The following is a 26,716-nucleotide window of genomic DNA, read 5'->3' as shown; positions in this document are numbered from 1 at the left end:
TCTAGAATCATGCATACTAGACGGCATCGTCTAGTTTGGCGAGCGCGTCGCGCGGTGGTTGCCGCCCGGACCGCCCTCGCTGTCTCGCATTCATCAAAGGCTACCGCACGCATGCGGTGGCGCGAAAGCTCCGGAGAAATCATGTCAGTCACAGCGCCCACGCACGGCGGCCAACCCGCCGACGCCGCTCGCGGCAAACCGTCACGCAAACGCCTGCTGATCGCGTTCGGCATCGTCGCGGTCGTCGCGGGCATGGCGTGGGGCGTGCGCTGGTGGACGGTCGGCCGTTTCATCGAAACGACTGATGACGCCTATCTCAAAGCCGACAGCGTGACCATCGCGCCGAAAGTGAGCGGCTATATCACCGAGGTGCTCGTCGACGACAATCAGGCCGTCGCGGCAGGCGCGCCGCTCGCGAAACTCGACACGCGGCAGTATCAGGCATCGCTCGATCAGGCGAAGGCCACGCTCGACGCCCGCGCCGCCGACATTCAACGCGCCGAAGCCGAACTGAAGCAGCAGCACGCCAACGCCGATCAAGCGAAGGCGCAGGCTGACGTGTCGCGCGTGAGTCTCGCGCACGCGGAGGACGACGTGAACCGCTATCGTCCGCTCGTCGCGACGGGCGCGGAAACCGCCGAGCGCCTCGCGAGCCTCATTTCCACGCGCGATCAGGCGCGCGCCACGCTCGCCGCGAATCTGGCCGCCGCGCGTTCGGCGTCGACGCAGATCGGCGCGACCGAAGCGCAGATCGCCCAGGCGCGCGCGCAGGTCGAAGCGGCGCAGGCGCAACTGAACCAGTCGAAGCTCGATCTCGGCGACACGACGCTCGTGAGCCCGGTCGCGGGGCGCGTCGGCGATCGCTCCGTGCGCGTCGGCCAGTACGTGCAGCCGGGCACGCGCCTCATGACGGTCGTGCCGGTCGAGGCGCTCTATCTCGAAGCGAACTTCAAGGAAACGCAGGTCGGCCGCATGCGCATCGGCCAGCCCGCGACGTTGCATGTCGACGCGCTCAAAGGCACGGATCTGCACGGCGTCGTCGAAAGCTTCGCGCCCGGCACCGGCGCGCAGTTCGCGCTCTTGCCGCCGGAGAACGCGACCGGCAACTTCACGAAGATCGTGCAGCGCGTGCCGGTGCGCATTCGCGTCGATACGGGTCCGCAAACGCGCAAGGTGCTGCTGCCGGGCTTGTCGGTGACCGTCGATGTCGACACGAAAACCGCCACCGACGACAGCCATCGCATCGCCGACGAAAACCGCCATGTCACACGCTGAAGCGCACGCCCGCGCGAGCGCGACCGACTGGATCGCGGTCACGGCCGGCGCGCTCGGCGCGCTGATGGCCACGCTCGACATCTCCATTACGAACTCCGCGCTGCCGCAGATCCAGGGCGAGATCGGCGCGACCGGCACGGAAGGCACGTGGATTTCCACGGGCTATCTGATGTCGGAAATCGTGATGATTCCGCTCGCCGCGTGGCTCACGCGCGTGTTCGGCCTGCGCAATTTCCTGCTCGGCAACGCGGTGCTCTTCACGCTGTTCTCTGTGATGTGCGGCTTCTCCACGTCCCTTTCGATGATGGTCGCGGGCCGCATCGGGCAAGGCTTCACCGGCGGCGCGATGATTCCGACCGCGCAGACCATCATCCGCACACGGCTGCCGCGCGAGCAGATGCCCGTCGGCATGACGATTTTCGGTCTGATCGTGCTGCTCGGGCCGCTGCTCGGGCCGGTGCTCGGCGGCTGGCTCGCGGAGAACATCTCGTGGTCGTGGTGCTTCTTCGTCAACGTGCCGGTGGGCTTCGCGCTCGTCGCGCTGCTCATCACCGGTTTGCCGGCGGAGAAGTCGCACTGGGAATCGTTCCTCAAGGCCGACTGGATCGGCATCGCAGGGCTGGCCATCGGCTTGAGCTCGCTGACAGTCGTGCTCGAAGAAGGCCAGCGCAATCAATGGTTCGAATCGAGCGAAATCGTGATGCTCACCTGCGTGACGGCTTTCGGCTTCCTGCTGATCGCGATCTCTCAGTTCGTCGCGAAGAAGCCGATCGTGCGGCTCTCGCTGCTGCGCAACCCGCGCTACGCGAGCGTGATCCTGATCGTGTTCGCCGTGGGCGCGGGGCTTTATTGCGTGTCGTTCCTGCTGCCGCAGTTTCTGAGCATCGTCGCGGGTTACAACGCGTTGCAGTCCGGGGCGATCATGCTCGTGTCGGGCGTGCCCGCGTTTCTCATCATGCCGGTGCTGCCGCGTCTGCTCGGCAAGGTGGATTTTCGCGTGCTCGTCATTTCCGGGCTGCTGTGCTTCGCCGCGAGCTGCCTGCTCGATATCTCGCTCACCGCGCAAAGCGTCGGCCATGATTTCTTCTGGTCGCAGATTCTGCGCGGCTTCGGCCAGATGCTCGCGATGATGCCGCTCAATCAGGCGTCGATGGCGGCGGTTTCGCGCGAAGAATCCGGCGACGCAGCCGGCCTCTACAACATGGCGCGCAATCTCGGCGGCTCGGTCGGACTCGCGATCCTCGGCACGGTGATCGACCGGCGCAACGATTTCCACACCGCGTCGATCCGCGAATCGCTGACGGCGAACTCGGTGATCGGCCAGGAGCGCATGGCCGCGAGCGCCGCGAGCTTCTTCGCGCAGGGCGGCGACATGATGCACGCGAAGATGCAGGCGCTCGGCCAGTTGTCGGCGCAGATCAGCCAGCAGGCCATCGTCATGACCTACTCCGAAACCTTCTACGTGCTGGCGATCGCGCTGCTCGCGTGCCTTCCGCTCGCGCTCCTGCTCAAGACGCCGAGCGCTCAATCCGGCGACATGCCGTCCGCCGGCCACTGATTCATGAATCCTTCGACGATGTTCTCCCGCACGCTCCGCCTGACCGCCCTGCTTCCGCTCGCCGCTTTCGCGCTCGCCGCGTGCACGGTCGGCCCCGACTATCACGGCGCGCCGGACATCGCGCCCGACGCTGCGAAGAGCGGCACGTTCGTGCGTACGCCGGCGCAGGGCGTCGTCGCGACGCACGCGCCCGCGACGTGGTGGCAGGCGCTCGACGATCCGCAACTGAACGCGCTCATCGACGCCGCGTTCGCCCACAATCCCGACCTGAAAATGGCGCAGGCGCGCTTGCGTCAGTCGCGCTCGCAACTGCGCGGACAGCGGGCCAACGAGTTGCCGAAAGTGTCCGGCTCGGCGGCGGCGCTGCGCATGCGCTCGCCGGATACGTCGATTTTCGGTTCGTCGTCGGGCGATCAGGGATCGTCAGGGTCCACGGGACGCGGCCCGGTCGATTTCTACACCGTCGGCTTCGATGCCTCGTGGGAAATCGACCTCTTCGGCGGCACGCGACGCGCGATCGAAGCCGCCTCCGACGAAGCCGATGCCGTGCACGCCGAGCTCTCGGACGCGCAAGTGTCGCTCGCGGCGGAAGTGGCGTCGGCGTATATCGATTTGCGCGATCAGCAGGAACGTCTCGCGCTCGCCGAACGCACGGCCGAGTATCAGCAGCAGATGCTGACGCTCACCGAGCAGCGGCGCGCGCGCGGCACGGCGGCGCAAGTCGATGTCGAACGGCTGACCACACAGGTCGACACGACGCGCGCGACGCTCGTGCCCTTGCAGGTGCAGATCACCGATTCGCTCGATCAGCTCGCCGTGCTGACGGGCCGCGCACCCGGCGCGCTCGATGCCGAACTCGGCGCGCGCGCGCCGTTGCCTGTGCTGCCGTCGTCGGTGTCGATCGGCGATCCGGCGACGATGCTCCAGCAGCGTCCCGACATCCGCGCCGCCGAACGGCGTCTCGCGTCGAGCAATGCGCAGATCGGCGAGCATATCGCCGACTATTTTCCGAAGGTGACGCTCCTCGGCGATATCGGTTTCTCGGCGTCGGAGCCGAGTCATCTGCTGCGCAAGCAGAATTTCTCGTGGGTCGGCGTGCCGTATCTGCAATGGAATCTTTTCGACTTCGGGCGCACGGCGGCGAGCGTCGATGCCGCCCGCGCCGCGCGCGACGAAGCCGAAGCGCGCTACGAAAAGACCGTGCTCGGCGCGCTGAAGGACGCGAATTCATCGCTGTCGCGTTACGGCAATCAGCGCGAGCACGTGGTGCGGCTTCAGCAGGTGCAGGCGTCGGCGGAGCGCTCGGCTACGCTCGTGCGGCAGCGCTACACGGCGGGCGTGTCGACGCTCATCGACCTGCTCGACGCGCAGCGCACGCAATTCGCCGCGCAACAGGATGTGGTGGCCGCGCAGGCCGAATTGCTGAAGGATTTCGTCGCGCTGCAGAAAAGTCTCGGACTCGGCTGGGCTTCCTAAACCTCTTCCGCCGACGGCCGCGGCGACGTCATCTCCCGCTCGAACAACGGCGCGTAATACGCAACCGCCTTGCGAAGGATGTCGTTCACTTCCCTGAGCGCCGTGTTTTCCTCTTCGAGTCGCGCGATCCGCTGAAGCGGATCGTCGTCTGCGGCTTGCGTCGTCATATTTCTTCGCCTGATCTCCGCTATCGCTGCGACAGCGCCTTCGCCGATTGCAGGAGATCGTCGAGCATCGCCTGGCGCCGCTGCGGATCAGTGTCGCGGCCCGTCATGAAGCACAGCGCCGCGATCGGCAAACCCGCGCGGTCGCGCACGGGCGCGGCCATGCAAAGACGGAACGCGTTCGACAATCCTTCCGTGCAGCAGTAGCCCTGATTCTTCGCGAGCTGGACGTCGCGCATGAATTCATCGAAGTCGATGCGCACGCCGTTGTCGAGCGTGAAGTCGTCGTCCGGAATCAGCGCGTGGACTTCGTCGGCGTTCAGGTGGCCGAGCAGCAGGCGGCCCGTTGCGGTCCACGGAATCGGCACGCGCACGCCGATATCCGAACTGATATTGAAAGGCCGCGCGCTGTTCTCCGACAGCACCACCGTGTACTTGTTGCCCTCGAGCATGCACAACTGCGTGGTTTCGTCGTACTTGCGCACGAGCGCGAGTATCGACTGATGCGCGCGGCTGATCAGATCGTTGTGCGTGGCGTAGTCGGAGCCGTAGTAGTGCATCTCGCGTCCGAAGAACACGCTGCCATCCGCCGATGTCTCCAGCCAGCCGACTTCAGCGAGAATCGCGACGAGTTCGTAGATGCTTGAACGCGGTGCGCCGGTCGCTTCGATCAGCTCGCGCATCGACATCGGGCGCTGCGCGAGATGCAATTGCCGGAACATGGCAATGACCCGGTCGACTCCCCTCGCGCGCGACGATTCCGTAACAGCCATTCATGTGCTCCGTCAGCGTCAGTGGTCGAGCACGCGATGCAGGAACTGCCGCGTGCGCTCGTTCGATGGATTGACGAAAATCTGCTCCGGCTCGCCCTGCTCGGCGATCACGCCCTTGTCCATGAAGACGACGCGGTCCGCCGTCTTGCGCGCGAAACCCATTTCGTGCGTGACGACGACCATCGTCATGCCGTCGCGGGCGAGGCCGCGCATCACTTCGGTGACTTCGCCGACGAGTTCGGGATCGAGCGCCGACGTCGCTTCATCGAAGAACATGATGCCCGGCTCGACCGCGAGCGCCCGCGCGATCGCGACGCGCTGCTGCTGTCCGCCCGACAACTGGCTCGGGTAATGATCCGCGCGATCGGCGAGCCCGACGCGATCGAGCACTTCCATCGCGCGTTCGCGGGCATCGGCGGGACTCATCTTGCGCGCCTTGATGAGCGCGAGCGTGACGTTGCCGAGCGCGGTCTTGTGCGGAAAAAGGTTGAACTGCTGGAACACCATGCCGACGTGACCGCGAATATCGCGTGCGCGTTTCGGGTCGTGCAGCGGCACTGCGTTGACCCAGACTTCGCCGGAATCCGTCGTTTCGAGCCCTGCCATGATGCGCAGCACCGTGCTCTTGCCCGAACCCGACGCGCCGATCAGCACGAGCACTTCGCCCGAACGCACATCGAGATTGATCTCGTTGAGCACGCGCGTCGCGCCGAATGCTTTGCTGACGCCCGAGAGCGAAATGATGGGCCTGGTCTGACTTTGATTGCTCACGACAGTCTCCTGCGGTCATGGTGGCGCACCCACTGCGACAGCGGGAAGCACACGACGAAATAGATGAGTGCGACGAGTCCGTAAATCTCCACCGGCTTGCCGATGCGATCGACGATCGCCTGGCCGCCGTGCATCAGCTCCGACATGCCGATCATGCTGACGATCGACGTGTCCTTGATGAGCGACAGATATTGGCCGATGAGCGGCGGCAGCACGATCCGCCCGGTCTGCGGCAGCACGACGAACGCGAACGCCTGCGTGCGCGACAAACCGAGAATCTGCGAGACTTCCCACTGGCCTTTCGGCACCGCTTCGATGCCGGCGCGGAATACTTCGGCGATATACGCGCCCTGATACACGCTCAGGCCGATGACGCCGGCGGCGAAGACATCGATCGCATAGCCGAAGTACGAGACGCCGAAGTAGATGAACATCAGCGTGATCAGTACCGGCGTGCCGCGAAAAAGCTCCGTATACAGCCGGGCGATGCGGTCCGTGCCCCACGGCCCGAACGATCGCAACACCGCGGCGAGCAATCCGATCAGCGTGCCGCCGACGATAGACGCGAGGGACAGCAAGAGCGTCGTCACGAGACCTTGCAGCAGGATCGACAGACTGGTTCTCAGCAATTCAATGGACATGATGCGGCTCCGGTTCGGGCATCAGGCGCGATTGGCGCGGCGCAGCGCGAGGCCGCCGAAGCGAGCGCGCGGCCGGACGACCAGAGGCGGATGAAACATGCGCGCGCCGAGCTGGCCCGCGATCCACGAGAGCACGTTGCTCAACACCAGATACGCGACGAGCACGACCGCGAACGTCTGGATATAGAGCAGCGTGCGCGAGTTGATGACGGTCGCGGTGCCGGTGAGTTCGGGCAGCGCGATCGCCGACAACAGCGACGTGCCGAGCAACAGTTGAATCAGATAGTTGACGATCGCCGGATAGACCGCGCGCGCGGCCTGCGGCAATACGATCTCGGTGAAGATCTGTCCGCGCTCGAGGCCGAGAATGCCCGCGGCTTCGAGCTGACCGCGCGGCACCGACTGAATGCCCGCGCGAAACACCTCCGACAGATACGCGCCGACGTTCAGGCCGAGCGCGATCACGCCGGCCCAGTACGCATCGAGCGAAATGCCCGCCGACGGCAAACCGAAGAACACGATGAAGATCTGCAGGAGAACCGGCGTGTTGCGGATCACTTCGACATACGCCCGCGCGATGAACCGGATCGCGGCGACCGGCGACATGCTGGCGAGCGCCGCCAGCAGACCGAGCACCAGCGACAACACGAACGCAAGAAGCGTCACCTGCAGAGTCAGCCAGCCGGCTTTCAAGAACTCGGGGACATAGCCCCACAACGTTAGCCACTCGTAACTCATCTCGGCCTCCGCATCGTCCGTATCTCATGCAATATCGACATCACGTCCTTCCTCTCAGAACTGCGGGTTGAGCGGGAAATGCGGATCGGTGCCGAACCACTTCTTGTAGAGCTGGGCGTTGAGCTTCGACGCGTTGATGTTGAAGAGGAACAGATTCAGATAGTTGAGCCACGCCTGATCGCCCGCCTTCACGCCGAACGCGTTGTATTCGAGCGGCACGAGCGCTTCGTTCGTAACCGTCAGTTCGGGATCGAGCGTCGCCTGATACGCGAGGAAGTTGTTGTCTTCGATCATCGCGTCGGCTTGACCTTGCTTGACGGCGAGAATCGCGGCCTGCGAGCTGTCGTATTCCTGGATCTTGATCGGGATGTTCAGCGAGCGGACTTCATCGCCATTGGTCGAGCCTTTCACGGTCGCGATCGTGCGGTTTCCCATGTCCTGCACCGACTTGATGCCGCTGCTCTTCTTCACCAGCAGCGCCTCGCTCGCGACGACATACGGCGTCGTGAACTCGATGACCTTCGCGCGCTCCAGATTGCGCGTGAAGTTGCAGAACACGACGTCGACCTTGCTCGTCTGGAGGTTCGGAATGCGGTTCGCGCTCGTCGTGTTCACGACTTCGAGCTTCACGCCCATCTGCTTCGCGAGTTCTTTCGCGAGATCGACGTCGTAGCCGTCGGGCTGGCCGTTCTTGTCGTAAAAGCCGAACGGCGCAAAGGTCAGGCAGTCGCCGACACGCAGGGTGCCGCGCTGCAAGACCGCCTGAAGCGTCGATGAACCCGCGGCCGCAGCCCCGCCGCCCTCGGCTGGCGTGGAAACCTTGGTACACGCCGACAAGACCAGCGCCCCGGCGATGACGAGCAGCGAGACAGTTCTGGCGCCTATGTTCGAGAATTTCATGTGCACTTCCTTTCGAAGCAATTAATAGGAGGAACCGGTTCCAGAACTGAGCGGCGATGTCCGGTATATCGGACAGGCATCTGGCTAATCGGAATGAAGTGCAGTGTTGGATAAGAAAAATCCGAGCACAAGCCGCCTGAACCCTAATTGCGCAGGCTTTTTTGATCGATTAAAGATTGCGGCGCTCGACATGCGCGTTGATGGCATGCGACGCCCAGCACACAGCGGGACCGAACGAAAGTCCGGTCCAGGCTCTTGTACTTTTATTTTTTGCGAAGCCGGGCGCTTCGTCGAACGTTACTGGCTGGCGCCCGTTCCGATCCCCGCCTTCTTCTGAGCGTTCTGCAAGTCTTGGGGATAGTTCGGGTCGTTGGCGCGTGCCGGGTTATAGCCCGCGTCCTCGAGCTTCTTCAGCTCGGCGTTCTTCTTTGCGCGCGCCTGCTGGCGCGCGGCTTTTTTCTCGGCCTTCGTCATGGATGCTGCTTGCGTCGCGCCGGTCGCGGCCGAGCCGGTATCCTGAGCATAGGAAAGCGACGCGGCGCACGTGCCCGCGACGCCCATGAAGAATGACACTGCAATGCCTGCTAGCTTCGTTCTCACGGTGATTCTCCGTTTGCCTTGAGGACATGCGTTGAGGAAGTATAGGCGTTCATGTCGACACCGCGTCGTCCGCTCATGCGATAGTCCTTCGACGACTCAACCTATCGGAAGCCAGTTGATGCAAATCATCGTCGATGCCGACGCCTGCCCCGCCGTCGTGAAGGATATCCTCTTTCGCGCGGGCACACGCATGAAGGTGCACGTGACGCTCGTCGCGAATCAGTTCCTGCGCACGCCGCCCTCGCCGTGGATACGCGCGATTCAAGTGCCCGCGGGCTTCGATGTCGCCGATGCGCGCATCGTCGAGATGACGCAGGCCGGCGATCTCATCATCACGGCGGACATTCCGCTTGCTGCATCGGTGATCGCAAAGGACGCGTTCGCGCTCGATCCTCGTGGCGAATGGATGAGCGTGGAGAATATCGAGGAACGACTGTCGATCCGCGCGATGATGGATCAGCTGCGCAGCTCTGGCGTTCAGACGGGCGGGCCGCCGCCCTACGCGCCGCGCGACGGGAAGAACTTCGCCGCGCAGCTCGACCGGTTCCTCGCGAAACACGCCGGCTCGAATTAAGCGCGAGGCGCGGGCGGATGCTTCAGGCGTTACCGTCGATGATCTTCCGGATCGCTTCTTCGAATGCTTCGGAGGGCTGGCCGCCGCTCAACAGATACTTCTGGTCGAAGATGATCGCGGGCACGGACTGAATGCCGAGTTGCTGGACCTCGCGCTCTTGCGCCCGCACTTCGTCGGCATAGGCGCCGCTTTCCAGCACCGTGCGCGCCTGCTCGACATCGAGCCCGACGCTTCGAGCCGCGTCGATCAGCACTTCGGGATCGCTCGTGTCCTTGCCCTCGCCGTGATATGCGCGCAGCAACGCGAGCTTGAGCGGCAGTTGCTTGCCTTCGATGCGCGCCCAATGCAGCAGCCGATGCGCATCGAACGTGTTGTAGACCCAGTTGCGTTCGCCGAACGCGAAGCCTTCACGCGCGCCGCGCTCGCGGATCATGGCTTGCGCCTCTTCGATCTGCTCGGGCGTGCGGCCATATTTCCGGCCAAGATAATCGACGATGCGCTCGCCTTGCGGACCCATGTCCGGATTCAGCTCGAACGGATGCAGGGTGATGTGCGCATCGACGCTGTCGCCGAGACGTTCCAGCGCGCGCTGCAGCGATGACAGGCCGACAGCGCACCACGGGCACGCGATGTCGGAAACGAAGTCGATTTGTAGAGTGCGAGACATAAGCTTGTTGAGAATCGGATCGAACGGGACAGGCTATCGCAAATCGTCGTCGTTCGCTCGTGCGCCCTTCGTTGCGCGCGTGTTCTTCGCGGCATCCGCGAACAGGTCGATCACCACGCCGCGCAGCCAGCGATTGCCTTCGTCGTGCTGAACGCGCGCGTGCCACAGCAGATGGATCGGCGCGGCGGGCAACGTCGAAGGCAATGCGCGCAAGCTCAGCGAGAACGGTTGCGCCAGTTGCAGAGCGAGCCGTTCCGGCACCGTGGCGATCAGATCGGTGCGTTGCAGAATGTAGCCGACGCTCATGAAGTGCGGCACCGTCAATCGCACGCGACGCTGGACGCCGCGCCGCTTGAGCCAGTCATCGACCTGTCCGTGTCCCGTGCCAGCCGACACGACGACGAGATGCCCGGCTTCCCGCCACGCCGCGAGCGTGAGCGGCGCATCGTCCAGTGCGTGGCCGCGCCTGAAGAGGCACACGTAGCGCTGATCGAAGAGACGGCGCTGATAAAAGCCGCCCTTGAGTTGCGGCAGCAAGCCGATGGCGAGGTCGACGCGGCCATCGGCCATTTCGTCGCTCAGATTGACGCCCGTTTCGCGAACGGTATTGAGCGCGATGCCGGGCGCCTCGCGCGCCAGCCGTTCGACCAGCGCGGGCAGAAAAACCACCTCGCCGATATCCGTCATGCCGATCGTCATCGTGCCCGTGGCGCGCAGCGGATCGAATCCGGTCGCGGGATTGAGCGCGGCGTGCAGCGTCGCGAGCGCTTGCGCCACCGGATCGGCGAGACGCAATGCGAACGGCGTCGGCACGACGCCGCCCGGACCGCGCACGAACAACGGATCGCCGAGTTTGCGGCGCAGCTTGGCGAGCGCGTTGCTCACGCCGGGCTGGCTCATGTTCATCTGCTCGGCGACGGTCGAGACGCGCCGCTCCTGCATCAACCGCTGAAACAGCAGCAGCAGATTGAGATCGATGTCGCCGAGGTCCATTGATTTTGGTGATGACGTTGATTCACGGCATTTTATTGTGAAATGAAGGTGCGATGCCGAGAATAAGCACACCGATTCAAACACACGGAGACGCATCATGGGACAGCTGGATCTGAGGATTGCCATCGTCGGCGCGGGAATCGGCGGGCTCACGCTCGCACTCGCGCTACGCGAACACGGTGTCGACGCGCAGCTTTTCGAACAAACCGATGAGCTTCGCGAAGTCGGCGCGGCCGTCGCGTTGTCGGCGAATGCGACGCGTTTCTACGAGCGGATGGGCCTGCGTTCGGCCTTCGACGCGGTGTGCGCGGAAATTCCGGCGCTGATTTATCGCGATGGACGCAGCGGCGAAGTCATCGGGCAACATCGCGGCGAGCCGAGCTATCGCGAGCAGTTCAGCGGTTCGTATTGGGGCGTGCATCGCGCGGATTTGCAGGCGGTGCTGTCGAAGGCGGTCGGCGTCGAACGGATCAATCTGGGGCATCGGCTGGTCGATCTCGTGCAGCATCCGGATCGCGTGAGCTTGAGTTTCGCCAATGGCCGGCAAGTCGATGCCGATCTGGTCATCGGCGCCGATGGCGCGCGCTCGATCACGCGGCGCTGGATGCTCGGCTACGACGATGCGCTGTATTCCGGCTGCTCGGGTTTTCGCGGCGTGGTGCCGGCCGCACGCACGGATCTGTTGCCCGATCCCGAGGCCATCCAGTTTTGGGTCGGTCCGCTGGGCCATCTGCTGCACTACCCGATCGGCGATGAAGGCGATCAGAATTTTCTGCTGGTCGAGCGTCATCCGTCGCCGTGGACGTCGCGCGACTGGGTCACGCCCGCGAGCGAAGGCGAGCAGTTGCGGCTGTTCGGAGACTGGCATCCGGCCGTGGTGCAGATGATCACGGCGGTGCCGATCAGTCAGCGCTGGGGCCTGTTTCATCGGCCGCCGCTCGGGCGCTGGAGCAAGGGCCGCGTGACGCTCATCGGCGATGCCGCGCACGCGCTCGTGCCGCATCATGGCCAGGGCGCCAATCAGTCGATCGAAGACGCCGTGGTGCTCGCCGCGCAACTGGCGAAGGCCGGCGCCGGGCGCTGGCGCGAGGCGCAAGAGGCTTACGAGCGGCTCCGCCGGGGCCGTACGCGCAAGGTGCAATATGCATCGATCACCACGGCGGACGTGCTGCATCTGCCGGATGGTCCCGAGGCGCAGGCGCGCAACGCACGACTTCAAGGGCGCGACAGCCTGATGCGTCACCTCGACTGGATTCACGATTTCGACGCGCTCGAACAGGAGCCGAACGAGCGTCAGGGCGGGACGTGGCTTTGATCTGAACAGGCATGTGCCGGCGCTTGCGGCAAGGACTTGAACGCCAAGCCGTCGAAGCGCCGGCACATTGGTTTTTCACGCCAGCAACAAGGCGCAGCTTTCTAAGACCGTTAGTTGCGATCGTCTAAATCAGCTTCTGCCCTTCACGGTCCGCATCTTGTTGAATACGTATCCCGAGAATCCGTCTCTGAGATCGGGATATTTCTGGATGATGGCCTCGACGAGCTCGCCCGTCGGATCGATACCCAGCCTGCGCAGTGTCAGCTTCCCGGCCGGACTCGTCTTGTAGGTGCGCCGCCAGTCCTCGCGTTGCCGTGGCGTTGCGGCTTCGTACACTTCCCAGCCGCGACGAACTTCATCGACGATACGGTTCTGCGCATTCACGTCCTGCGCCGCGACCTGCAGCGCCCGACGCGTCTCGGCCTGCTCCTTCGCTTCGGTCTCGCGTTGATCGGTCAGCGCGAGGCTTTGCTGAATCTGCACCATCTGACGCTCGGCGTCCGAGACGATCCAGCCTTCCTTCAGCGCCTTCATGAAAAAGCCCGCCGGACTCTTCGATACCTTGCCGAGCTTCAGGCTGAAGCGCGTACGCTCGATAGCCTGTTCGAGGCGTTCGTCGGTGTAGGTTTCCCTGTCGGACGCGATCTGGCTGAACTGCGCGCTGGACAGACCGATTTCCTGCTTCAGCGTCTGATAGAGCGACTGCGCGTGCTCGTGCGTATGCAGCAGACGCTCGGCCATTTCCTTTCGCTCGACCCGAAATCGCATCCGCCCGATCTTGCGTGATCCGGGTTCGTTGCGCGTCTCGTACGACAGGGAAAGATCCGAGACGTCGTTGATCTGGTCCACTGCCGGTGCGAGCCAGTCCCGCTTGAAGTATTTGAATTCCTGCGCCTTGGCGCCCATCGTTCCCTGCCACGCGCGCAACTCGTCGAGCGTAAACCAGTCGGTGACACCATCGGCCGCATAGGGAAGCAGATGGTCGTACATCACGCGCGCGTAACTGAGCGTGAAGAGCGAGGTGATGCGCAGGCTTAGCCAGTGCGATTTGCCCGGGCCGCGAATGATGCCGATGAGATCCGGCGGGACGCGGAATTGAAAGCGCCCGCCCACGTAGGAGATGCGTCCGATCAGTTGCACCGATCCAAAGGGCTTGGAGCCGTCGGCGTCGGCTTCGGCAGTCGCCTGAATGAGCGCTCTCTGTGCCTCCGTGATCACCTGCTCGAGGTGCGCGTTGTTGCGGCTCGAGTAGCGCATCAGCCACTTGAAGTAGTCCAGTTCGACGTCGTACAGGTCGTGGATCGTCTCTTCCTGCGCGACGATGAAATACGCCGCGTCGATAAGCCGGCGAGCCGCCACGCCAAGATCGACGATGCGGATCAGAACGTTCTTGCGCGAAAAACCGACGTCCGAGCGGGCAGCTTCGACGGGCAAGCCTTGGGCGTTGGCATCGTCGAACAACGCCAGCGCCAGTTGTCTGGACGTGGCCACCTGCCCTGCTGTCGTCATTCGCCCTCCGCGTTCGGCAATGGTTTCTCTTCGGGCGGTACGTTAACGTCTGCAAGGTGAGCTGTCAACACAAGTCACCTCACCTTCCACCGAAGGATGCACAGTAAACCTCACCTTTGCCGACGGGCTTCACAATTTCCCTCACCATTGGCGCCCAGACACCTCACCATCGCTGCTAATTGATCTCACCATCGCGGGGTAAACACGGCACTTTTGCGCTCAATCAACATCACTTCAGGCACAGTTAACCTCACCTTACGTGCCTAAGCCGTTGATTCAACGCGTATCGGTGTTTACTGTTGGTGGTGGTAGGTCTTAGGTTTACAAATAAAACGAACAAACCGGCCGACACGTCAGATACGAATCCACTGGCCCTGCCGCTACTCGCGCTGCGGATGCATTTCCGAGATAGGCCGCATCGGAGGGTGAGACGAATTGTGATTGTTTGACGGACGATACAGCCAAGCGTCGATCGAGACGCGCGCAGTGGTGAGGTGTTTTGTGTTCGATCACCGGGCGATGCGGAATGCAGTGCGGTGATTACTTGCCGCCCGCGGACGGTAAACGCCCGTTGCCGATATGCGGATACGTCTCTAAGCGCATGAAAAATAAGACTTATTGATCTGCTCGGTATTCCTGCTTCAAATTTCAATCATTTCCAATAGCCATTCATCACTGCGGCGAGTATTCTACGGTTCGATAGCGACTTAAACCAAAACCGTAGAAACATCGCTGAGCGTGAAGAAAACGCCTCACCGTGCATTTAAAGGAAAACGCCCGAATGAATTTGAGTGAACTGCCAGGGATTAATCGAAGGGTGAAGCTCTCCAATCTTGGAGAGTTTGCAGAGCGTTTGTCAGTCATGACGAACGAGCTGCGCGATCAGATATTGGCACCCCGGCCGAGGAAAACGGCTCCCGTGTTTACCATAGGCGAGCTATCCGATATGTGCGGGATCGATCGGCAAAAAATCAACTATCTCGCGACCAAGGAAGGGACCGAGCTGCCGCCGGGCGAAACGCATGGCACCGGACGCGCTCGCATTTTCTCCTTGAAGGATGCGCGGACGTGGGTTCAGCAAGTCTCCGACATCTATCAGACGCCGCTGGTCACCGGCACGCGTGAGCATCGCGGTCGCGTGTTGATCACGGCGAACTTCAAGGGCGGTTCGTGCAAGACGACCACATCGATGTGCATCGGCCAGGGATTGAGTCTGCGTGGCCGAAAAGTGCTGATGATCGATCTCGATCCGCAAGCATCGCTCTCTGAATTGTGCGGGCTGTACGCGGAGAAAGATGTGACTTGGGAGGATACCGTCCTGCCTTATATCTACGATCCGGATATCGAGGGGGGTCTTGAGTCAAAAGTCCAGAGTACCTACTGGGACGGTCTCGATGTGATTCCGGCACACAACTATCTGCACGACGCCGAATTCCATTTGCCGACGGCCCAGAAGACCAACGCGAATTTCGAGTTCTGGTCGGTGCTGCGCAAGGGGATCGAGCCGTTGCGCGCGCAGTATGACTACATCATTCTCGATACGGCGCCGTCGCTCTCTTATATGACGCTCAACGGACTGATGGCAGCCGACTCAATGGTCATGCCGCTCGTTCCGGAGAGTCTCGACTTTATCTCGTCGGTGTCGTTCTGGTCGCTGTTCGCCGAGGTTGCCAACGGTTTCGTCGAGCACGAAGTCGATAAAACCTACGACTTCGTTTCGGTGCTTCTTTCGCGGGTGGACTACGGAAGCACATCGTCGGCACCGGTCGTGCGCTCGTGGTCTCAGCGGGCCTATGGCGACTGGCTGCACACTACCGAGATTCCGGCTAGTTCAGTCATGAGCAACGGTGCGCTGGCGTTCTCTACAGTGTTCGACCTTTCGCGCGCAGAGACGGTGGCGAAGACCTTGGCTCGCGTGAAGCAGCCTATGGTCGATTACTGCAAATGGATCGACGACCAATATGTCGAGCAATGGAGGGCCGGACAATGAGCAGCCTTCGTGACCGCATGATGAGCAAGACCGCCGAAGTTCGTGCGGCAAAAGACATTCAGCTCGATCCGCAACAAGAGAAAGCGACAAGTCCGCGCACTGCGCCCGGCATGGCTGCAGCGCTGGCGTCGGCGCAGCAGCGTATCGCGCAACTTGAAAAGGCGGGGCCCGGGTCCGAAGCGCCGGTTTCGGAAATCACGCCGAATCCGTGGCAGCCTCGTCAGGTTTTCAACGACGCGAAGCTCGTTCAACTGGCGGAATCGATTCGCGAAGCGGGGCTGGTGCAGCCGATCGTCGTGCGACGCGTCGGTGCGGGATACCAGATTGTGGCGGGCGAGCGTCGTTGGCGCGCTCACAAGATGATCGGAAAGGAATCGATCAAGGTTCTGGTCGTCGATCTGTCCGATGAAGAAATGGCAATGCTTGCGCTCGTGGAGAACGTGGCGCGCGAGGATTTGTGCGACTACGAGATTTCGCGGTCGATTCGACGGACAGAAAAGGAGTTTCCGAACCGTAAGCGCATGGCCGAAGCTTTGGGAATTTCGCGTTCGGAGTTGTATCGATACTTGTCGTTTGGCGAATTGCCCGATTTCGTCGTGCAGGATCTTGACGTACAACCGCGATTGTTGGGCGCGACGGCGGCTGAAAACGTCGTCTCGGTGCTTCGCGGACGAAACGGAGCCGCGTTCGAAATTGCGAAGGGGCTTTGGGCGCGAGTTGTCGCGGGCGATCTGGAACAGTCGAAATTTGGCAAGGCGATCAAACAAGCGCTGGATGACGAGCGCAAATCGGCTCCGAGCGTAAGCGATCGCAGCATCGATAAGATTTTCGCGGGCGGATCTCAGGCGGGTTCGATCACGAAGGATTCGATGGGGCTAACCGTCAAAATCAAGGCCAGACTGCTGACGGAGGAGAAAGAGCGGCAGATTCGGGAACTGGTCACGCATTTGTTTGCTGACAACGGTTGAGTTCTGCGGCAAACGAAATTCGGCGTTTGATCGAAGCGCCCGGTAGCTAAACGTCTTTTGTCCTCTTCCCGCCGTGAGTGTCTCAACTTGGGACACGCGCGGCGCGGCATCTACCTCGATCAAGGTTTCGAAAGCCGATCGACGAGTGTCCCGACTTGGGACACGGGATCTTTGAGTCACGCACATCAAGATCGACACCCGCATTCAGCGGGAAAACCAGCGAGATCAAGTCGCCTGCGTCATCACGGGAAACGGCTTCTCACCGTATTCGGACGCGACAACGCGGCGCGGACGTCTGTGTCGTGAAAGCGAGGAGCCAGTCAATCCCAACTAGAGCCCTGCGTGTCCTTAACCCTCGGAGCATGCGAAACCGGACGCGCGCCTAGAAAGCATCGCACTTTTTGGAAACGAGCGCGAAACGTGTCGAGAGGTTCAATAGCGCTCGGTTGTCGCGTGAATTCGAAGAGACGCGATCCGAAGACTTGGTCACATCGTGCAAGAGAACACGCCGTCGGCAGAGCGTGCGATCGGCGACAGGTCGCCGCTAACGATTGAGCGTGGCAACGCACGCTGATAGGGGAGGCGAAAAGCGGCGCGGTCAGAGACGATAGGAATTCATTCTCACGTGCCGAACAGTATCCCTTCCCTTGCGAGCACGGCCTCCGTGAAACAATTGAGATCGCAGGTCTAGTTTGCCTCTAGCCCAGCAAATACAGGGCTCACGGCCGTTTTTAATATCGTTTCGAGCGATTGTTTCACGGAGAGGCGACGGCTGTCCGTCGAGGTGCGAGCTACCCGAGCCTAAGATCGTCCGCAGAAGAGCCGGGACGGGCCGCTCGTGATAAATACCACGATTAGCGTAGTGATCAATACGCCGCTGGATTTGTTGCCTACCGTCCCAGAGCCGCGCACCCATCCAAAGAAAGTTACAGTCTCGACGCGTCGTGCACCGCAGCCTAAGCCATCGACGTCAGCCCGCAGCATCTCATCGCACGCGCGCATCTACCTTCGCAAGCTTGCGCGCACGGGATGATCCAGACGAGCGCCGTTCAACCGGTACCGGGATCAGCCGCGGAACAAAAATGTCCAGCGCCGCGATCAAGGAGAGCAAGACGACAGCGACGAAGGCCATCGTGCCAAGAAACTGGAGTAAAAACATGTTCACCTCGTCCGGTCGCGAAACGCATTGTGTTGGAACATCTACCGGAATCGAGTATGCGCGTCGCACCTTGGTGTCGATGTCGCGATAAGCCGTGACAAACCACGTCTGTTCGACGCTTGAGCGCGGCGCCCAAACTTCACGAAGACGCGTGGCGTCGCGTCACTTATGCGTGAGATTTGCCCCGCCGATCGCACGCGCGGTCTCGACCACTTGCGGTCCGATCTCCGCGATCGCGCTTTCGAGCGTCCATCGAGTCGAAGGAGCGGACACGTTCACAGCACCGACCGGCCTGCCGTTGGGTGCAAGAATCGCCGCCGCGATATTGATGTCGCCGTTGTAGTACTCGCCGTTCGCCCATGCAAAGCCGCGCTCACGTGCTTCGACGAGCAACTCGTTCAGCCGCGATATATCGGTAATAGTTTCCGATGTATACGACACACGCTCGCAGACTTCGAACAGGCCCGCGGACGTTGCATCAGCGAGGCGCGAAAGAATGGCACGGCCTGTTGCAGTGCAATAGACCGGAAGGCGCATGCCGATCGGCATATTGACGAACATCTCGCGATGCGTCGGAAACCGCGCGATATACACGACATCGTGACCGTCGAGTTCCGCGATCATGCAAGTCTCCTTGCACGCACGGTTCAACGCGTGGACGTAAGCATTGGCGCTCTTCACGAGCGGGCTCGTCTGCAGATAGCGCAAACCGACATCGAGCGAGCGCGGCGCGAGCGAGTACACCTTGGTCGTTTCGTTTTTGCGCAGGTAGCCGAGCGCGACGAGCGTATAAGCGAAGCGCTGCGCGGCGCTCTTCGTCATGCCGGCGGCTTCCGCGAGGTCGCCGAGTTTCATCGTCGGGCGATCTTCGGTGAACGCGGTGAGCAGTTGCAGTCCGCGCGCGAGCGAATTGATATAGAGGCGAGATTCGTCGCCCGGCGTCATGTCGTTCATGTGATGTCCAGGTGATCGCGCTTGCCGCGAGCGGAAGGCGACGGGTGCGCCTCAGGCGACGATCTGCCCAAGAAACTCGCGCGCCCGCGCCGACTGCGGCGCGCTGAAAAAGCGCCGCGGCTCGCAGCTTTCGACGATCTTGCCATGATCCATGAAGACGATGCGATCGCCGACCTCGCGCGCAAAGCCCATCTCGTGGGTGACGCAGATCATGGTCATGCCGTCCCGCGCGAGCTGCATCATCGTGTCGAGCACTTCCTTGACCATTTCGGGATCGAGCGCGGAGGTCGGCTCGTCGAACAGCATGATGCGCGGCTGCATGCACAGGCTGCGCGCGATCGCAACGCGCTGTTTCTGGCCACCCGACAACTGTCCCGGATGCTTGTGCGCGTGCGCCCCGAGTTTTACGCGTTCGAGGTAGTGCATGGCGAGCGCGTCGGCTTCCTTCGCGGGCATCTTTTTCACGAGCCTGAGCGCGGCGGTGCAGTTGCCGAGCGCGCTCAGGTGAGGAAACAGGTTGAAGTGCTGAAACACCATGCCGACCTCGGCGCGCACGCGTCGAATGCTCGCGGCGCGGCCATCGAGCGTGATGCCGTTCACGACGATCTCGCCCTTCTGATGATCCTCCAGCGCGTTGACGAGACGGATGGTCGTCGACTTACCCGAGCCGGACGGACCGCACAGGATAAGCCTTTCGCCCGGCTGCACATCGAGGTCGATGTTGTCGAGCACCTGAAATTCGCCGTACCACTTGGAGACGGCGCGCATCGAAATGATCGGTTCCATGCGTCGCTCCAGTCAGAGTTTTGCGGCGGGATTGTGGTCCGGGGAGCCGCTCCAGTACCCGGGAATCGAAAGCGATTTCTCCGCGCGACGGAACAAAGACGACAGCACGCCGCACATCACGAAGTAGATCGCCCCGACGAGCGAATACACGAGCAGCGACCGGAACGTCGCACCGGCGAGCATCTGTCCCGCGCGCATCAGTTCGTACACGCTGATCACCGCGACGAGCGACGTATCCTTCACCAGCACCAGCGCGTAGTTGCCGAGCGCCGGAAAGATCGTGCGCAGCGCCTGCGGCATGACGATCGCGCGCATGCGTTGCGCGCGCGTCATGCCGAGCGCGCGCGATGCCTCGAACTGTCCGCTATCGACCGACTGAATGCCGCCGCGAAACAGCTCGGCGAGATACGCGCCGAAGTTGAGCACAAGCCCGAGCACGCCCGCAACGAAACCGGGAATCACAACGCCCAGTTCGGGCAGCCCGTAGTAGAGAAAGAAGAGCTGCACGAGCAGCGGCGTGCCCCGAATGATGTCGATATACAGTTTCGCGGCCGTACGCACCGGCGCGAGCGACGACATGCGGCAGAAGCACACCGCGAGTCCGAGCGCGACCGAGAGCAGCGACGACGCGGCGAACAGCGCGAACGTCCACCACGCGCCCTGCAACAGTGGCTCCAGATAGGTCTTGAGGATGTCGGACGTCATGGCGTGCTCCGTCGTTGCCGGTTGGTGTCGAAGGCGTCAGTGGCTTTCCATGCTCGCCACGCCCCACTTCGCGAGAATCGTGTGCAGCTCGCCGTCCTGCTTTATTTTCGCGAGCGCGTCGTTGACGGCGGTGAGCAGCGTCGGATTATTCTTCTGCGTGCATGCGCCGACTTGCCATTGCTTCTGCGCGTGATAGCCGGTGTCGAGCTTGACGCCGGGAATCGATTTCGCCTTGATCTGATAGAGCACGCTCGGCGGATCGACGACACCCAGATCGATGCGGCCCACGCGCACATCGGCGAGTAATGAGAAGTAGTCCTGATAAGTTGAAACGTCCGTGCCGGGCAGCGCCTTGATCATCTTGTACTGCACGCTGTCGACGAGCGTTCCGACCTTCGCGCCCTTGAAGTCGTCGAGCGAGCCGTAGTGCTTCTTGTCGCCGTCGCGGATCACGACGCCTTCGCCCCAGCCGTAGATCGGTGCGCTGAAATCGACCACTTGCGCGCGCTCCTCGGTGATGAAGAGCGGCGCGGCCATCAGGTCGGCACGGCCCGACGTGAGCGTCGGAATCAGGCCATCGAAGGGCACGTCGGTGAGTTTTACGGCCACGCCGAGACGCTTGCCGAGCGCGTCCGCGACATCGACCATGATGCCTTTCATCGAGTTCGAAGCGGGATCGAGAAAACCGTGCGGCGGGCTCGATGCCGTCGTCACGACGTTCAGGGTCCTGGTCTGCATGACTTCGGCGAGCGTGCGCGCGCCGGCGGGCAATGCGAGCAGACTCGCGCAGGTCGCGGCGAGCAGAGACAGCGATTTCACACGGTTCATGACGGCTCTCTTCGCAAGTGATGGAACGATGATCCGGCGTGCGGCTAACGGGACGGCGTCTGCGCGGCGAGCGCGCAGCATTCGAGCATGACGGTCGCGGCGAGAAACGCCGTGGTTTCGCCGACATCCTGGGCGGGCGAGACAGTGTTGACGTCGAAGGAGACGAAGTTCAGGCCCGCGAGCGCGCGCAACAGCGCGATGCCTTCTTTCGGATTCAGGCCGCCCCATTCCGGCGTGCAGACGCCGGGCGCGCACGACGGATCGAAGATGTCCATGTCGAAGCACAGATACACGGGCCGTTTGCCGATACGTTCCCGAATCCTCGCGATGCAGCCTTCGCGATCGGCTTCGAATTCGGAGAAGGGCACGACGTTGTAGCCGAGCGAGCGCCCGAAACCGAGCACGCCGTCCATGAACGTCGTGCCGCGTGCGCCGACGTGAAAGCTGCGGTGCTCATCGAGCAGGCGTTCTTCGGATGCGCGCGTGAACGTGGTGGCCGTGTTGAAACCGTCGAGATCGTAGGTGTCCGTGTGCGCATCGATATGCAGCACCACGAGATCCGGATGATGCTTCTTCACCGCGCGCAATTGCGGCAGCGTCACGGCGCCGTCGCCGCCCATCGTGACGGGCGTCATGCCGGCGGCGAGCAAGTCGTCGATCGCGCGTTCGATCAGCGGATAGCTGCGCGCGATATCGCCGGGATGACAGTCGACGTTGCCCGCATCGACGAGACCGAGCGCTGCGAGCGGATTGGCGGGACGCCCCTGCGGATCGACGAAGAACGGACGCAGAAGGCGCGAATGTCTGCGAATCGCGTCCGGACCTTCGCGCGAGCCGACGCGAAACGGGTGCGTGCCGCAATCGAAAGGAATCCCGAGCACGCATGCGCGCGATGCGCCTCTGGCCGCGTCGGTTTTCATCGGCACGTTCATGTAGGTGACGAATGACATCGCTCGGTCCTCTCGATCCGTTGGTCGAAGTCATGTTAGTTCTGCGGATGTCGTCACGCAAAGCGGTAAATAAATATCGCTATGCGATACGAATCGCCGTTTCCACGGTCTCAAAAAGGCCTTTACACCCGGAATTCGGTCGAATAGCATCGTTGAAACATACGTGTATCCAGTCTTACATTCGTAATCGAATCGATGTCGATCGTATGAGGACAACATGGAATGGACCGATTCAAGCGCGCTTTCGAAGCGCGACGCGCAGTTCCATCTGCATCCGTTCACGAACGCCGTGAAGAACGCGCAGGAAGGCGGCAAAGTCATGACGCGAGGCGAGGGCATTTACGTCATCGATGAACACGGACAGAAGCACATCGAGGCGCTGTCGGGTTTGTGGAGCGTCGCGCTGGGTTTCAGCGAGCAGCGTCTCATCGATGCCGCCGTGCGGCAGATGTCCGTGTTGCCGTTCTATCACTCGTTCGTGCAGCGCTCGCATCAGCCTTTGATCGATCTCGCGGCGAAGCTGATCGGCATGGCGCCGGTGCCGATGAGCAAGGTGTTCTTCACCAACTCCGGTTCGGAGGCGAACGACACCGCGATCAAGCTGCTCTGGTATTGGGCGAATGCGCTCGGCAAGCCGCAAAAGAAGAAAATCATCAGCCGGCAGCGCGCATATCACGGCGTGACGATCGGCTCGGCGAGCCTCACCGGCATGCCGCACGTGCACGGGGGATTCGATCTGCCGCTCGCCGGCTTCCTGCATCTGAGCGCGCCGCATTTCTATCGCGAAGGCAAGCCGGGCGAATCGGAGGATGCGCTCTCCACACGTCTCGCGCAAGAGCTCGATACGCTGATTCAGCGCGAAGGCGCGGACACCATCGTCGCGATGTTCGCGGAACCGCTGATCGGCGCGGGCGGCGTGATTGCGCCGCCTGAAGGCTACTGGCCGAAGATGCAGGCGGTCTTGCGCAAGCACGAGATTCCGCTCGTCGCGGACGAAGTCATCTGCGGATTTGGTCGGCTCGGCAAGACATTTGGTTCGGAATACTATGGAATGTCGCCGGACATCATGATCCTGTCGAAACAACTGTCGTCTTCATACATGCCGATATCGGCGGTGATGATCAATGACAGGATCTATGGTCCGGTGGCCGAGGAAAGCAACCGGCGCATGACCTTCGGCCACGGCTTCACGGCGGGCGGGCATCCGGTCGCGGCCGCGGTGGCGCTGGAGAATCTCGCGATCATCGAGGAACGCGGGCTCGTCGAACGCGCACGCGTGCTCGGCGAGCGCATGCATGCGCGTCTCGCAGGATTGGCCGCGCATCCGCTCGTCGGGGAAGTGCGGGGCGTCGGGCTGATCGGCGCGATCGAACTGGTGGCGTCGAAGGAAGACAAGCGTCCCTTCGAGATGCCGGGCAAGCTCGGGACGCTCGCATCGGAAGCGCTCGCTCGGCGCAATGTCATCACGCGCAATATCGGCGATGCTATTGCTTTGTGTCCGCCGCTCATCATCAGCGAGGACGAACTCGACGATCTGCTGAACCGCGTGAGCGCAGCCATCGACGACGTCGCGCGGCAAGTTTGATGTCCCAATGCTCATCGAAACATCATCGCGAAACGGAAACAGCATGCGCATCGAAACTCGCCTGCAGGACATGGGCATCGTGTTGCCTTTGAACGAAGTGGGGCCGTCGTACTACGGCACGAAGTACGGCAAGATGAAGCCGTATTACGAATACGGTCAGTTGCTGCTGCTGTCCGGGCAAACGGCCGGCATCGATGCCGAGGGCAACGCGCGGTTTCCGGGCCGCGTGGGCCGCACGATTTCCGTCGACGATGCCCGTCACGCCGCGCGTCAAACCGGCATCAACTGCGTCGCGGCGATCAAGAATGCGGTCGGCGATCTGGATCGTGTCGTCGGCTTTGCGCGCGTGCTGAACTTCGTCGCGTGCGATCCCGAGTTCACCGCGCCGCATCTCGTTGCCAGCGCGATGACCGACTTTCTCGTCGATGTCTTCGGCGACGAGATCGCGGTTGCGCCGCGCGCGACTATCGGCGTGACATCGCTCGCCGATGACTATTGCTTCGAAACATGGGTCACCGTCGAAGTGGCGGAGCCGGCAAGGAGACCGTGATGCCCGACCTTATCGCGACGAGCGGCCTCTCGCTCTCGGCCGAGGACGAAGCCTATCGCTTCATCGAAAGCGCGATACGCGCGGGACGTTATCGCGCGGGCGAGCGGCTCGTCGCGGAGGATATCGCCGTCGAGATCGGCACGAGCCGCATGCCGGTGCGCGAGGCGTTTCGCCGGCTGTCGGCGGAAGGCCTGTTGCGTATCCGGCCGAATCGCGGCGTCATCGTGCGCGGACTCGATGCCGATGAAATGCGCGAAGTATTCGAAATGCGCGCCGCGCTCGAAGGTCTGGCGGCAGGCATGGCCGCGCCGAGAATCGACCGGCACAGCATCGCCAATCTGGAGCATCTTCTGGACCGCATGGAAAACGCCAACGCGGATCACTCGCTCTGGGTCACGTATCACCGCGATTTCCACGAATATCTGACGGGACTCGCGGGGATGCCGCGCCTGATGCGGCAGTTGTCCGGACTTCATTCGGCGATCGAACCGTACATGCGCATCTGGCTCGAACACGCCGACAAGCCGATGACATCGCGCGAGGATCACAGTGGTCTGATCGAGGTGCTGCAAAGCGGCGATCCGAAGCGCGTGGAGCTGGCCGTGCGTGAACACGTCCGCGCGACGATTCCCGCGCTCGTCGAGTTCGTGAAGTCATAGTGCCGTGAACGTCCGAGGAACGATGAGATGAGAAACTTCGAAGCGCCGGGACGTTCCATCGTGACGGCGAAAGACGGCGTGGCGGCGACGTCGCATCCGGCGTCGTCGTATGCGGCCATCCGCATTCTGGAGGCAGGCGGCAACGCGATGGACGCTGCGGTTGCGGCGTGCGCGGTGCAGTGCGTCGTGGAACCAGGCTCGACGGGTATCGGCGGCGACTGCTTCGCGCTGTATTCGAAGCGCGGCACGGACGACATCATCGCGTTCAACGGATCGGGATGGGCGCCGCAAGCAGCGAGCGTCGACGCGTTGCGCGCGCTTGGCGTATCCGCGATCGAGCGTCAGTCGCCGCATGCGGTGACGGTGCCAGGCGCGGTCGATGCGTGGGCGACGCTCGTCGCGGATCACGGCGCGATGCCGCTCGGACGGCTGCTGGCTCCTGCGATCGCGCTCGCTCGCGATGGCTACGCGGTCGCGCCGCGCGCGGCGTCGGACTGGGCGAATCAGCGCGACGTGCTCGCCGCGGACGAAATGAGCCGAACGCGCATGTTGATCGACGGAAGGGCGCCGGAGGCTGGCGCGCTGCACAAACAGCCGGAGCTTGCGCGGGCGTTCGAGATCATCGCCGGGCGAGGGCGCGATGCGTTTTATCGCGGGCCGATTGCGCGAGATATCGTCGACTGCCTGAATCGTCTCGGCGGCTTGCACACGCTGGACGATTTCGCGCGCTATCGCGGGGAATACGTGCAGCCGATCAAGGCAAGCTTTCGCGGACACGACATACACGAGTGTCCGCCGAACGGGCAGGGCGTGATCGCGTTGTTGATCCTGAAGATGCTCGAAGGCTTCGCGGGTGAAGGCGATCCACTGAGCGCCGAGCGTCTGCATCGTGAAATCGAGGCGACGCGCATTGCTTATTCGATCCGTGATCAATCGCTCGCCGATCCGCGCGCGGGCGGCACGATGAATGTCGATGAACTGCTGTCGCCCGGGAACGTCGATGCATTGCGTGCGCAGATCGATGAAAAGCGGGCAAGCAACGCGATGAATCCATCTTCATCGGTGGAGCACAAGGACACCGTGTACATCTGCGTCGTCGATAAGGATCGCAACTGCGCGAGCTTCATCAACTCGCTGTTTCATCAGTTCGGCTCGGGCATCATGTCGCCCGAATTCGGCGTGATGCTGCACAACCGCGGCCAGAGTTTTTCGATGCAGCCGGGACATGCCAACGTCATTGCTGCACGCATGCGGCCGATGCACACGATCATCCCCGGCATGATCACGCGTGACGGCAAGGTGCGCACGGTGTTCGGCGTGATGGGCGGGCACTATCAGGCGATGGGTCACGCGCACTTCGTTTCGAAGCTGCTCGACTATGGACTCGACATGCAAACCGCGCTCGATCTGCCGCGCGTGTTTCCTGTGCCTGGGACGGATCGCGTCGAAGCCGAAGGCACGTTGCCCGACGAGACAAGACGCGCATTGACGGAGCGCGGCTTCAGTCTCGTGCCGCCAGGCTGGGCCATCGGCGGCGGGCAGGCGATTTCCATCGATTGGGAGAACGGCACGCTTTCCGGCGCGTCGGATCATCGCAAGGACGGTTGCGCGCTCGGGCTTTGAGCGGC

Annotated in this window: 27 protein-coding genes; 11 read left to right on the top strand and 16 right to left on the bottom strand. The window is 62.4% G+C overall.

Annotated elements, in window-relative coordinates:
* The first annotated feature begins 141 nt into the window (after positions 1 to 141).
* The 3 genes from AWB76_RS28510 to AWB76_RS28500 are packed head-to-tail and all read left to right on the top strand — an operon-like array spanning position 142 to position 4,309.
* A complete protein-coding gene (locus AWB76_RS28510) occupies positions 142 to 1,275 on the top strand; it encodes an HlyD family secretion protein (protein WP_061163540.1) in 1,134 nt (377 codons plus the stop codon).
* On the top strand, positions 1,262 to 2,833 hold the full coding sequence (locus AWB76_RS28505) for an MDR family MFS transporter (RefSeq protein WP_061163477.1): 1,572 nt from the start codon (positions 1,262 to 1,264) through the stop codon (positions 2,831 to 2,833). The genes AWB76_RS28510 and AWB76_RS28505 overlap by 14 nt, the downstream gene beginning before the upstream one ends.
* 3 nt (positions 2,834 to 2,836) lie before the next feature.
* On the top strand, positions 2,837 to 4,309 hold the full coding sequence (locus AWB76_RS28500; protein WP_061163476.1) for an efflux transporter outer membrane subunit: 1,473 nt from the start codon (positions 2,837 to 2,839) through the stop codon (positions 4,307 to 4,309).
* Here AWB76_RS28500 and AWB76_RS41720 read toward each other — a convergent pair.
* From AWB76_RS41720 to AWB76_RS28470, 7 genes are all read right to left on the bottom strand, one after another.
* On the bottom strand, positions 4,306 to 4,476 hold the full coding sequence (locus tag AWB76_RS41720; protein ID WP_167357793.1) for a hypothetical protein: 171 nt from the start codon (positions 4,474 to 4,476) through the stop codon (positions 4,306 to 4,308). The genes AWB76_RS28500 and AWB76_RS41720 overlap by 4 nt on opposite strands.
* A gap of 20 nt (positions 4,477 to 4,496) precedes the next feature.
* Entirely contained in the window at positions 4,497 to 5,246 is a 750-nt protein-coding gene (locus AWB76_RS28495) for an IclR family transcriptional regulator (RefSeq protein ID WP_061163475.1), read from the bottom strand.
* Between the two features lie 18 nt (positions 5,247 to 5,264).
* Positions 5,265 to 6,017: an amino acid ABC transporter ATP-binding protein gene (locus tag AWB76_RS28490; RefSeq protein WP_061163474.1), complete on the bottom strand. Its 753-nt coding sequence runs from the start codon at positions 6,015 to 6,017 to the stop codon at positions 5,265 to 5,267.
* Positions 6,014 to 6,658, bottom strand: coding sequence for an amino acid ABC transporter permease (locus AWB76_RS28485; protein WP_061163473.1), 645 nt, complete (start codon positions 6,656 to 6,658; stop codon positions 6,014 to 6,016). Before AWB76_RS28485 ends, AWB76_RS28490 begins: the two co-directional genes overlap by 4 nt.
* Positions 6,659 to 6,679: 21 nt before the next feature.
* Positions 6,680 to 7,396 carry an amino acid ABC transporter permease gene (locus AWB76_RS28480; RefSeq protein WP_061163472.1) on the bottom strand — a complete coding sequence of 239 codons (717 nt, stop codon included), beginning with the start codon at positions 7,394 to 7,396 and terminating at the stop codon, positions 6,680 to 6,682.
* Between the two features lie 54 nt (positions 7,397 to 7,450).
* Positions 7,451 to 8,296, bottom strand: coding sequence for an ABC transporter substrate-binding protein (locus tag AWB76_RS28475; RefSeq protein WP_061163471.1), 846 nt, complete (start codon positions 8,294 to 8,296; stop codon positions 7,451 to 7,453).
* Positions 8,297 to 8,593: 297 nt separating this feature from the next.
* The gene (locus tag AWB76_RS28470; RefSeq protein ID WP_096031362.1) at positions 8,594 to 8,857 is read right to left on the bottom strand and encodes a DUF4148 domain-containing protein; all 264 of its coding nucleotides are present in this window, start codon (positions 8,855 to 8,857) and stop codon (positions 8,594 to 8,596) included.
* 157 nt (positions 8,858 to 9,014) lie between these two features.
* Between AWB76_RS28470 and AWB76_RS28465 the strand changes: the two genes are divergently transcribed.
* Positions 9,015 to 9,470, top strand: a complete 456-nt coding sequence (locus tag AWB76_RS28465) for a YaiI/YqxD family protein (protein ID WP_061163469.1) — start codon at positions 9,015 to 9,017, stop codon at positions 9,468 to 9,470.
* Between the two features lie 22 nt (positions 9,471 to 9,492).
* Here the strand turns inward: AWB76_RS28465 and AWB76_RS28460 are convergent, their stop codons facing one another.
* Together AWB76_RS28460 and AWB76_RS28455 are read right to left on the bottom strand one after the other, a co-directional pair.
* Positions 9,493 to 10,137 carry a DsbA family oxidoreductase gene (locus AWB76_RS28460; protein ID WP_061163468.1) on the bottom strand — a complete coding sequence of 215 codons (645 nt, stop codon included), beginning with the start codon at positions 10,135 to 10,137 and terminating at the stop codon, positions 9,493 to 9,495.
* Positions 10,138 to 10,170: 33 nt separating this feature from the next.
* Positions 10,171 to 11,130 carry a LysR family transcriptional regulator gene (locus tag AWB76_RS28455; RefSeq protein WP_061163467.1) on the bottom strand — a complete coding sequence of 320 codons (960 nt, stop codon included), beginning with the start codon at positions 11,128 to 11,130 and terminating at the stop codon, positions 10,171 to 10,173.
* Positions 11,131 to 11,227: 97 nt separating this feature from the next.
* Between AWB76_RS28455 and AWB76_RS28450 the strand changes: the two genes are divergently transcribed.
* Complete coding sequence (locus AWB76_RS28450; protein ID WP_061163466.1) at positions 11,228 to 12,445, top strand: FAD-dependent monooxygenase; 1,218 nt, start codon at positions 11,228 to 11,230, stop codon at positions 12,443 to 12,445.
* 129 nt (positions 12,446 to 12,574) lie between these two features.
* Here the strand turns inward: AWB76_RS28450 and AWB76_RS28445 are convergent, their stop codons facing one another.
* Positions 12,575 to 13,954, bottom strand: coding sequence for a replication initiation protein (locus tag AWB76_RS28445; protein WP_061163465.1), 1,380 nt, complete (start codon positions 13,952 to 13,954; stop codon positions 12,575 to 12,577).
* Positions 13,955 to 14,735: 781 nt separating this feature from the next.
* On the opposite strand from AWB76_RS28445, the gene AWB76_RS28440 reads away from it, so the two are divergent.
* Together AWB76_RS28440 and AWB76_RS28435 are read left to right on the top strand one after the other, a co-directional pair.
* Positions 14,736 to 15,944: a ParA family protein gene (locus AWB76_RS28440; RefSeq protein WP_074171430.1), complete on the top strand. Its 1,209-nt coding sequence runs from the start codon at positions 14,736 to 14,738 to the stop codon at positions 15,942 to 15,944.
* Positions 15,941 to 16,912, top strand: coding sequence for a ParB/RepB/Spo0J family partition protein (locus tag AWB76_RS28435; RefSeq protein ID WP_061163463.1), 972 nt, complete (start codon positions 15,941 to 15,943; stop codon positions 16,910 to 16,912). The genes AWB76_RS28440 and AWB76_RS28435 overlap by 4 nt, the downstream gene beginning before the upstream one ends.
* A 985-nt stretch (positions 16,913 to 17,897) precedes the next feature.
* Here AWB76_RS28435 and AWB76_RS41190 read toward each other — a convergent pair.
* The 6 genes from AWB76_RS41190 to AWB76_RS28410 all read right to left on the bottom strand — a co-directional run bounded on the left by AWB76_RS41190 (position 17,898) and on the right by AWB76_RS28410 (position 22,276).
* Entirely contained in the window at positions 17,898 to 18,071 is a 174-nt protein-coding gene (locus AWB76_RS41190; protein ID WP_157696235.1) for a hypothetical protein, read from the bottom strand.
* A 162-nt stretch (positions 18,072 to 18,233) separates the two neighbouring features.
* Positions 18,234 to 19,025 (bottom strand): IclR family transcriptional regulator, encoded by a 792-nt coding sequence (locus AWB76_RS28430; RefSeq protein ID WP_244173485.1) that lies wholly within the window; start codon positions 19,023 to 19,025, stop codon positions 18,234 to 18,236.
* A gap of 51 nt (positions 19,026 to 19,076) precedes the next feature.
* The gene (locus tag AWB76_RS28425) at positions 19,077 to 19,811 is read right to left on the bottom strand and encodes an amino acid ABC transporter ATP-binding protein (protein ID WP_061163462.1); all 735 of its coding nucleotides are present in this window, start codon (positions 19,809 to 19,811) and stop codon (positions 19,077 to 19,079) included.
* Between the two features lie 12 nt (positions 19,812 to 19,823).
* On the bottom strand, positions 19,824 to 20,516 hold the full coding sequence (locus tag AWB76_RS28420; protein WP_061163461.1) for an amino acid ABC transporter permease: 693 nt from the start codon (positions 20,514 to 20,516) through the stop codon (positions 19,824 to 19,826).
* Positions 20,517 to 20,552: 36 nt separating this feature from the next.
* Entirely contained in the window at positions 20,553 to 21,344 is a 792-nt protein-coding gene (locus AWB76_RS28415; protein ID WP_061163460.1) for an ABC transporter substrate-binding protein, read from the bottom strand.
* A gap of 44 nt (positions 21,345 to 21,388) precedes the next feature.
* Positions 21,389 to 22,276, bottom strand: a complete 888-nt coding sequence (locus AWB76_RS28410) for an arginase family protein (RefSeq protein ID WP_061163538.1) — start codon at positions 22,274 to 22,276, stop codon at positions 21,389 to 21,391.
* Positions 22,277 to 22,511: 235 nt separating this feature from the next.
* Here AWB76_RS28410 and AWB76_RS28405 point away from each other — a divergent pair, with 235 nt between their 5' ends.
* The 4 genes from AWB76_RS28405 to AWB76_RS28390 are packed head-to-tail and all read left to right on the top strand — an operon-like array spanning position 22,512 to position 26,711.
* Positions 22,512 to 23,879: an aspartate aminotransferase family protein gene (locus AWB76_RS28405; RefSeq protein WP_061163459.1), complete on the top strand. Its 1,368-nt coding sequence runs from the start codon at positions 22,512 to 22,514 to the stop codon at positions 23,877 to 23,879.
* A gap of 43 nt (positions 23,880 to 23,922) precedes the next feature.
* On the top strand, positions 23,923 to 24,429 hold the full coding sequence (locus AWB76_RS28400) for a RidA family protein (RefSeq protein WP_061163537.1): 507 nt from the start codon (positions 23,923 to 23,925) through the stop codon (positions 24,427 to 24,429).
* The gene (locus AWB76_RS28395; protein WP_061163458.1) at positions 24,429 to 25,088 is read left to right on the top strand and encodes a GntR family transcriptional regulator; all 660 of its coding nucleotides are present in this window, start codon (positions 24,429 to 24,431) and stop codon (positions 25,086 to 25,088) included. Before AWB76_RS28400 ends, AWB76_RS28395 begins: the two co-directional genes overlap by 1 nt.
* A 27-nt stretch (positions 25,089 to 25,115) precedes the next feature.
* Positions 25,116 to 26,711 (top strand): gamma-glutamyltransferase family protein, encoded by a 1,596-nt coding sequence (locus AWB76_RS28390; RefSeq protein WP_061163457.1) that lies wholly within the window; start codon positions 25,116 to 25,118, stop codon positions 26,709 to 26,711.
* The last annotated feature ends 5 nt before the right edge of the window (positions 26,712 to 26,716 follow it).

Source organism: Caballeronia temeraria (assembly GCF_001544795.2).
GTDB classification, from domain to species: Bacteria; Pseudomonadota; Gammaproteobacteria; order Burkholderiales; family Burkholderiaceae; genus Caballeronia; species Caballeronia temeraria.
The sequence above is the reverse complement of the archived record's forward strand: the minus strand, read 5'-3'. Positions and strand labels throughout refer to the sequence as shown.

Excerpts from the sequence above, each read along its gene's own strand:
- AWB76_RS28465 (WP_061163469.1), top strand. The coding sequence starts at position 9,015 with ATGCAAATCATCGTCGATGCCGACGCCTGCCCCGCCGTCGTGAAGGAT.
- AWB76_RS28435 (WP_061163463.1), top strand. The coding sequence starts at position 15,941 with ATGAGCAGCCTTCGTGACCGCATGATGAGCAAGACCGCCGAAGTTCGT.
- AWB76_RS28390 (WP_061163457.1), top strand. The coding sequence starts at position 25,116 with ATGAGAAACTTCGAAGCGCCGGGACGTTCCATCGTGACGGCGAAAGAC.
- AWB76_RS41190 (WP_157696235.1), bottom strand. The coding sequence starts at position 18,071 with ATGTTTTTACTCCAGTTTCTTGGCACGATGGCCTTCGTCGCTGTCGTC.
- AWB76_RS28420 (WP_061163461.1), bottom strand. The coding sequence starts at position 20,516 with ATGACGTCCGACATCCTCAAGACCTATCTGGAGCCACTGTTGCAGGGC.
- AWB76_RS28450 (WP_061163466.1), top strand. The coding sequence starts at position 11,228 with ATGGGACAGCTGGATCTGAGGATTGCCATCGTCGGCGCGGGAATCGGC.
- AWB76_RS28430 (WP_244173485.1), bottom strand. The coding sequence starts at position 19,025 with ATGAACGACATGACGCCGGGCGACGAATCTCGCCTCTATATCAATTCG.
- AWB76_RS28425 (WP_061163462.1), bottom strand. The coding sequence starts at position 19,811 with ATGGAACCGATCATTTCGATGCGCGCCGTCTCCAAGTGGTACGGCGAA.
- AWB76_RS28400 (WP_061163537.1), top strand. The coding sequence starts at position 23,923 with ATGCGCATCGAAACTCGCCTGCAGGACATGGGCATCGTGTTGCCTTTG.
- AWB76_RS28445 (WP_061163465.1), bottom strand. The coding sequence starts at position 13,954 with ATGACGACAGCAGGGCAGGTGGCCACGTCCAGACAACTGGCGCTGGCG.
- AWB76_RS28410 (WP_061163538.1), bottom strand. The coding sequence starts at position 22,276 with ATGAACGTGCCGATGAAAACCGACGCGGCCAGAGGCGCATCGCGCGCA.
- AWB76_RS28510 (WP_061163540.1), top strand. The coding sequence starts at position 142 with ATGTCAGTCACAGCGCCCACGCACGGCGGCCAACCCGCCGACGCCGCT.
- AWB76_RS28480 (WP_061163472.1), bottom strand. The coding sequence starts at position 7,396 with ATGAGTTACGAGTGGCTAACGTTGTGGGGCTATGTCCCCGAGTTCTTG.
- AWB76_RS28405 (WP_061163459.1), top strand. The coding sequence starts at position 22,512 with ATGGAATGGACCGATTCAAGCGCGCTTTCGAAGCGCGACGCGCAGTTC.
- AWB76_RS28500 (WP_061163476.1), top strand. The coding sequence starts at position 2,837 with ATGAATCCTTCGACGATGTTCTCCCGCACGCTCCGCCTGACCGCCCTG.
- AWB76_RS28460 (WP_061163468.1), bottom strand. The coding sequence starts at position 10,137 with ATGTCTCGCACTCTACAAATCGACTTCGTTTCCGACATCGCGTGCCCG.
- AWB76_RS28505 (WP_061163477.1), top strand. The coding sequence starts at position 1,262 with ATGTCACACGCTGAAGCGCACGCCCGCGCGAGCGCGACCGACTGGATC.
- AWB76_RS28495 (WP_061163475.1), bottom strand. The coding sequence starts at position 5,246 with ATGGCTGTTACGGAATCGTCGCGCGCGAGGGGAGTCGACCGGGTCATT.
- AWB76_RS28440 (WP_074171430.1), top strand. The coding sequence starts at position 14,736 with ATGAATTTGAGTGAACTGCCAGGGATTAATCGAAGGGTGAAGCTCTCC.
- AWB76_RS28395 (WP_061163458.1), top strand. The coding sequence starts at position 24,429 with ATGCCCGACCTTATCGCGACGAGCGGCCTCTCGCTCTCGGCCGAGGAC.
- AWB76_RS28485 (WP_061163473.1), bottom strand. The coding sequence starts at position 6,658 with ATGTCCATTGAATTGCTGAGAACCAGTCTGTCGATCCTGCTGCAAGGT.
- AWB76_RS28415 (WP_061163460.1), bottom strand. The coding sequence starts at position 21,344 with ATGAACCGTGTGAAATCGCTGTCTCTGCTCGCCGCGACCTGCGCGAGT.
- AWB76_RS28470 (WP_096031362.1), bottom strand. The coding sequence starts at position 8,857 with ATGGGCGTCGCGGGCACGTGCGCCGCGTCGCTTTCCTATGCTCAGGAT.
- AWB76_RS28455 (WP_061163467.1), bottom strand. The coding sequence starts at position 11,130 with ATGGACCTCGGCGACATCGATCTCAATCTGCTGCTGCTGTTTCAGCGG.
- AWB76_RS41720 (WP_167357793.1), bottom strand. The coding sequence starts at position 4,476 with ATGACGACGCAAGCCGCAGACGACGATCCGCTTCAGCGGATCGCGCGA.
- AWB76_RS28475 (WP_061163471.1), bottom strand. The coding sequence starts at position 8,296 with ATGAAATTCTCGAACATAGGCGCCAGAACTGTCTCGCTGCTCGTCATC.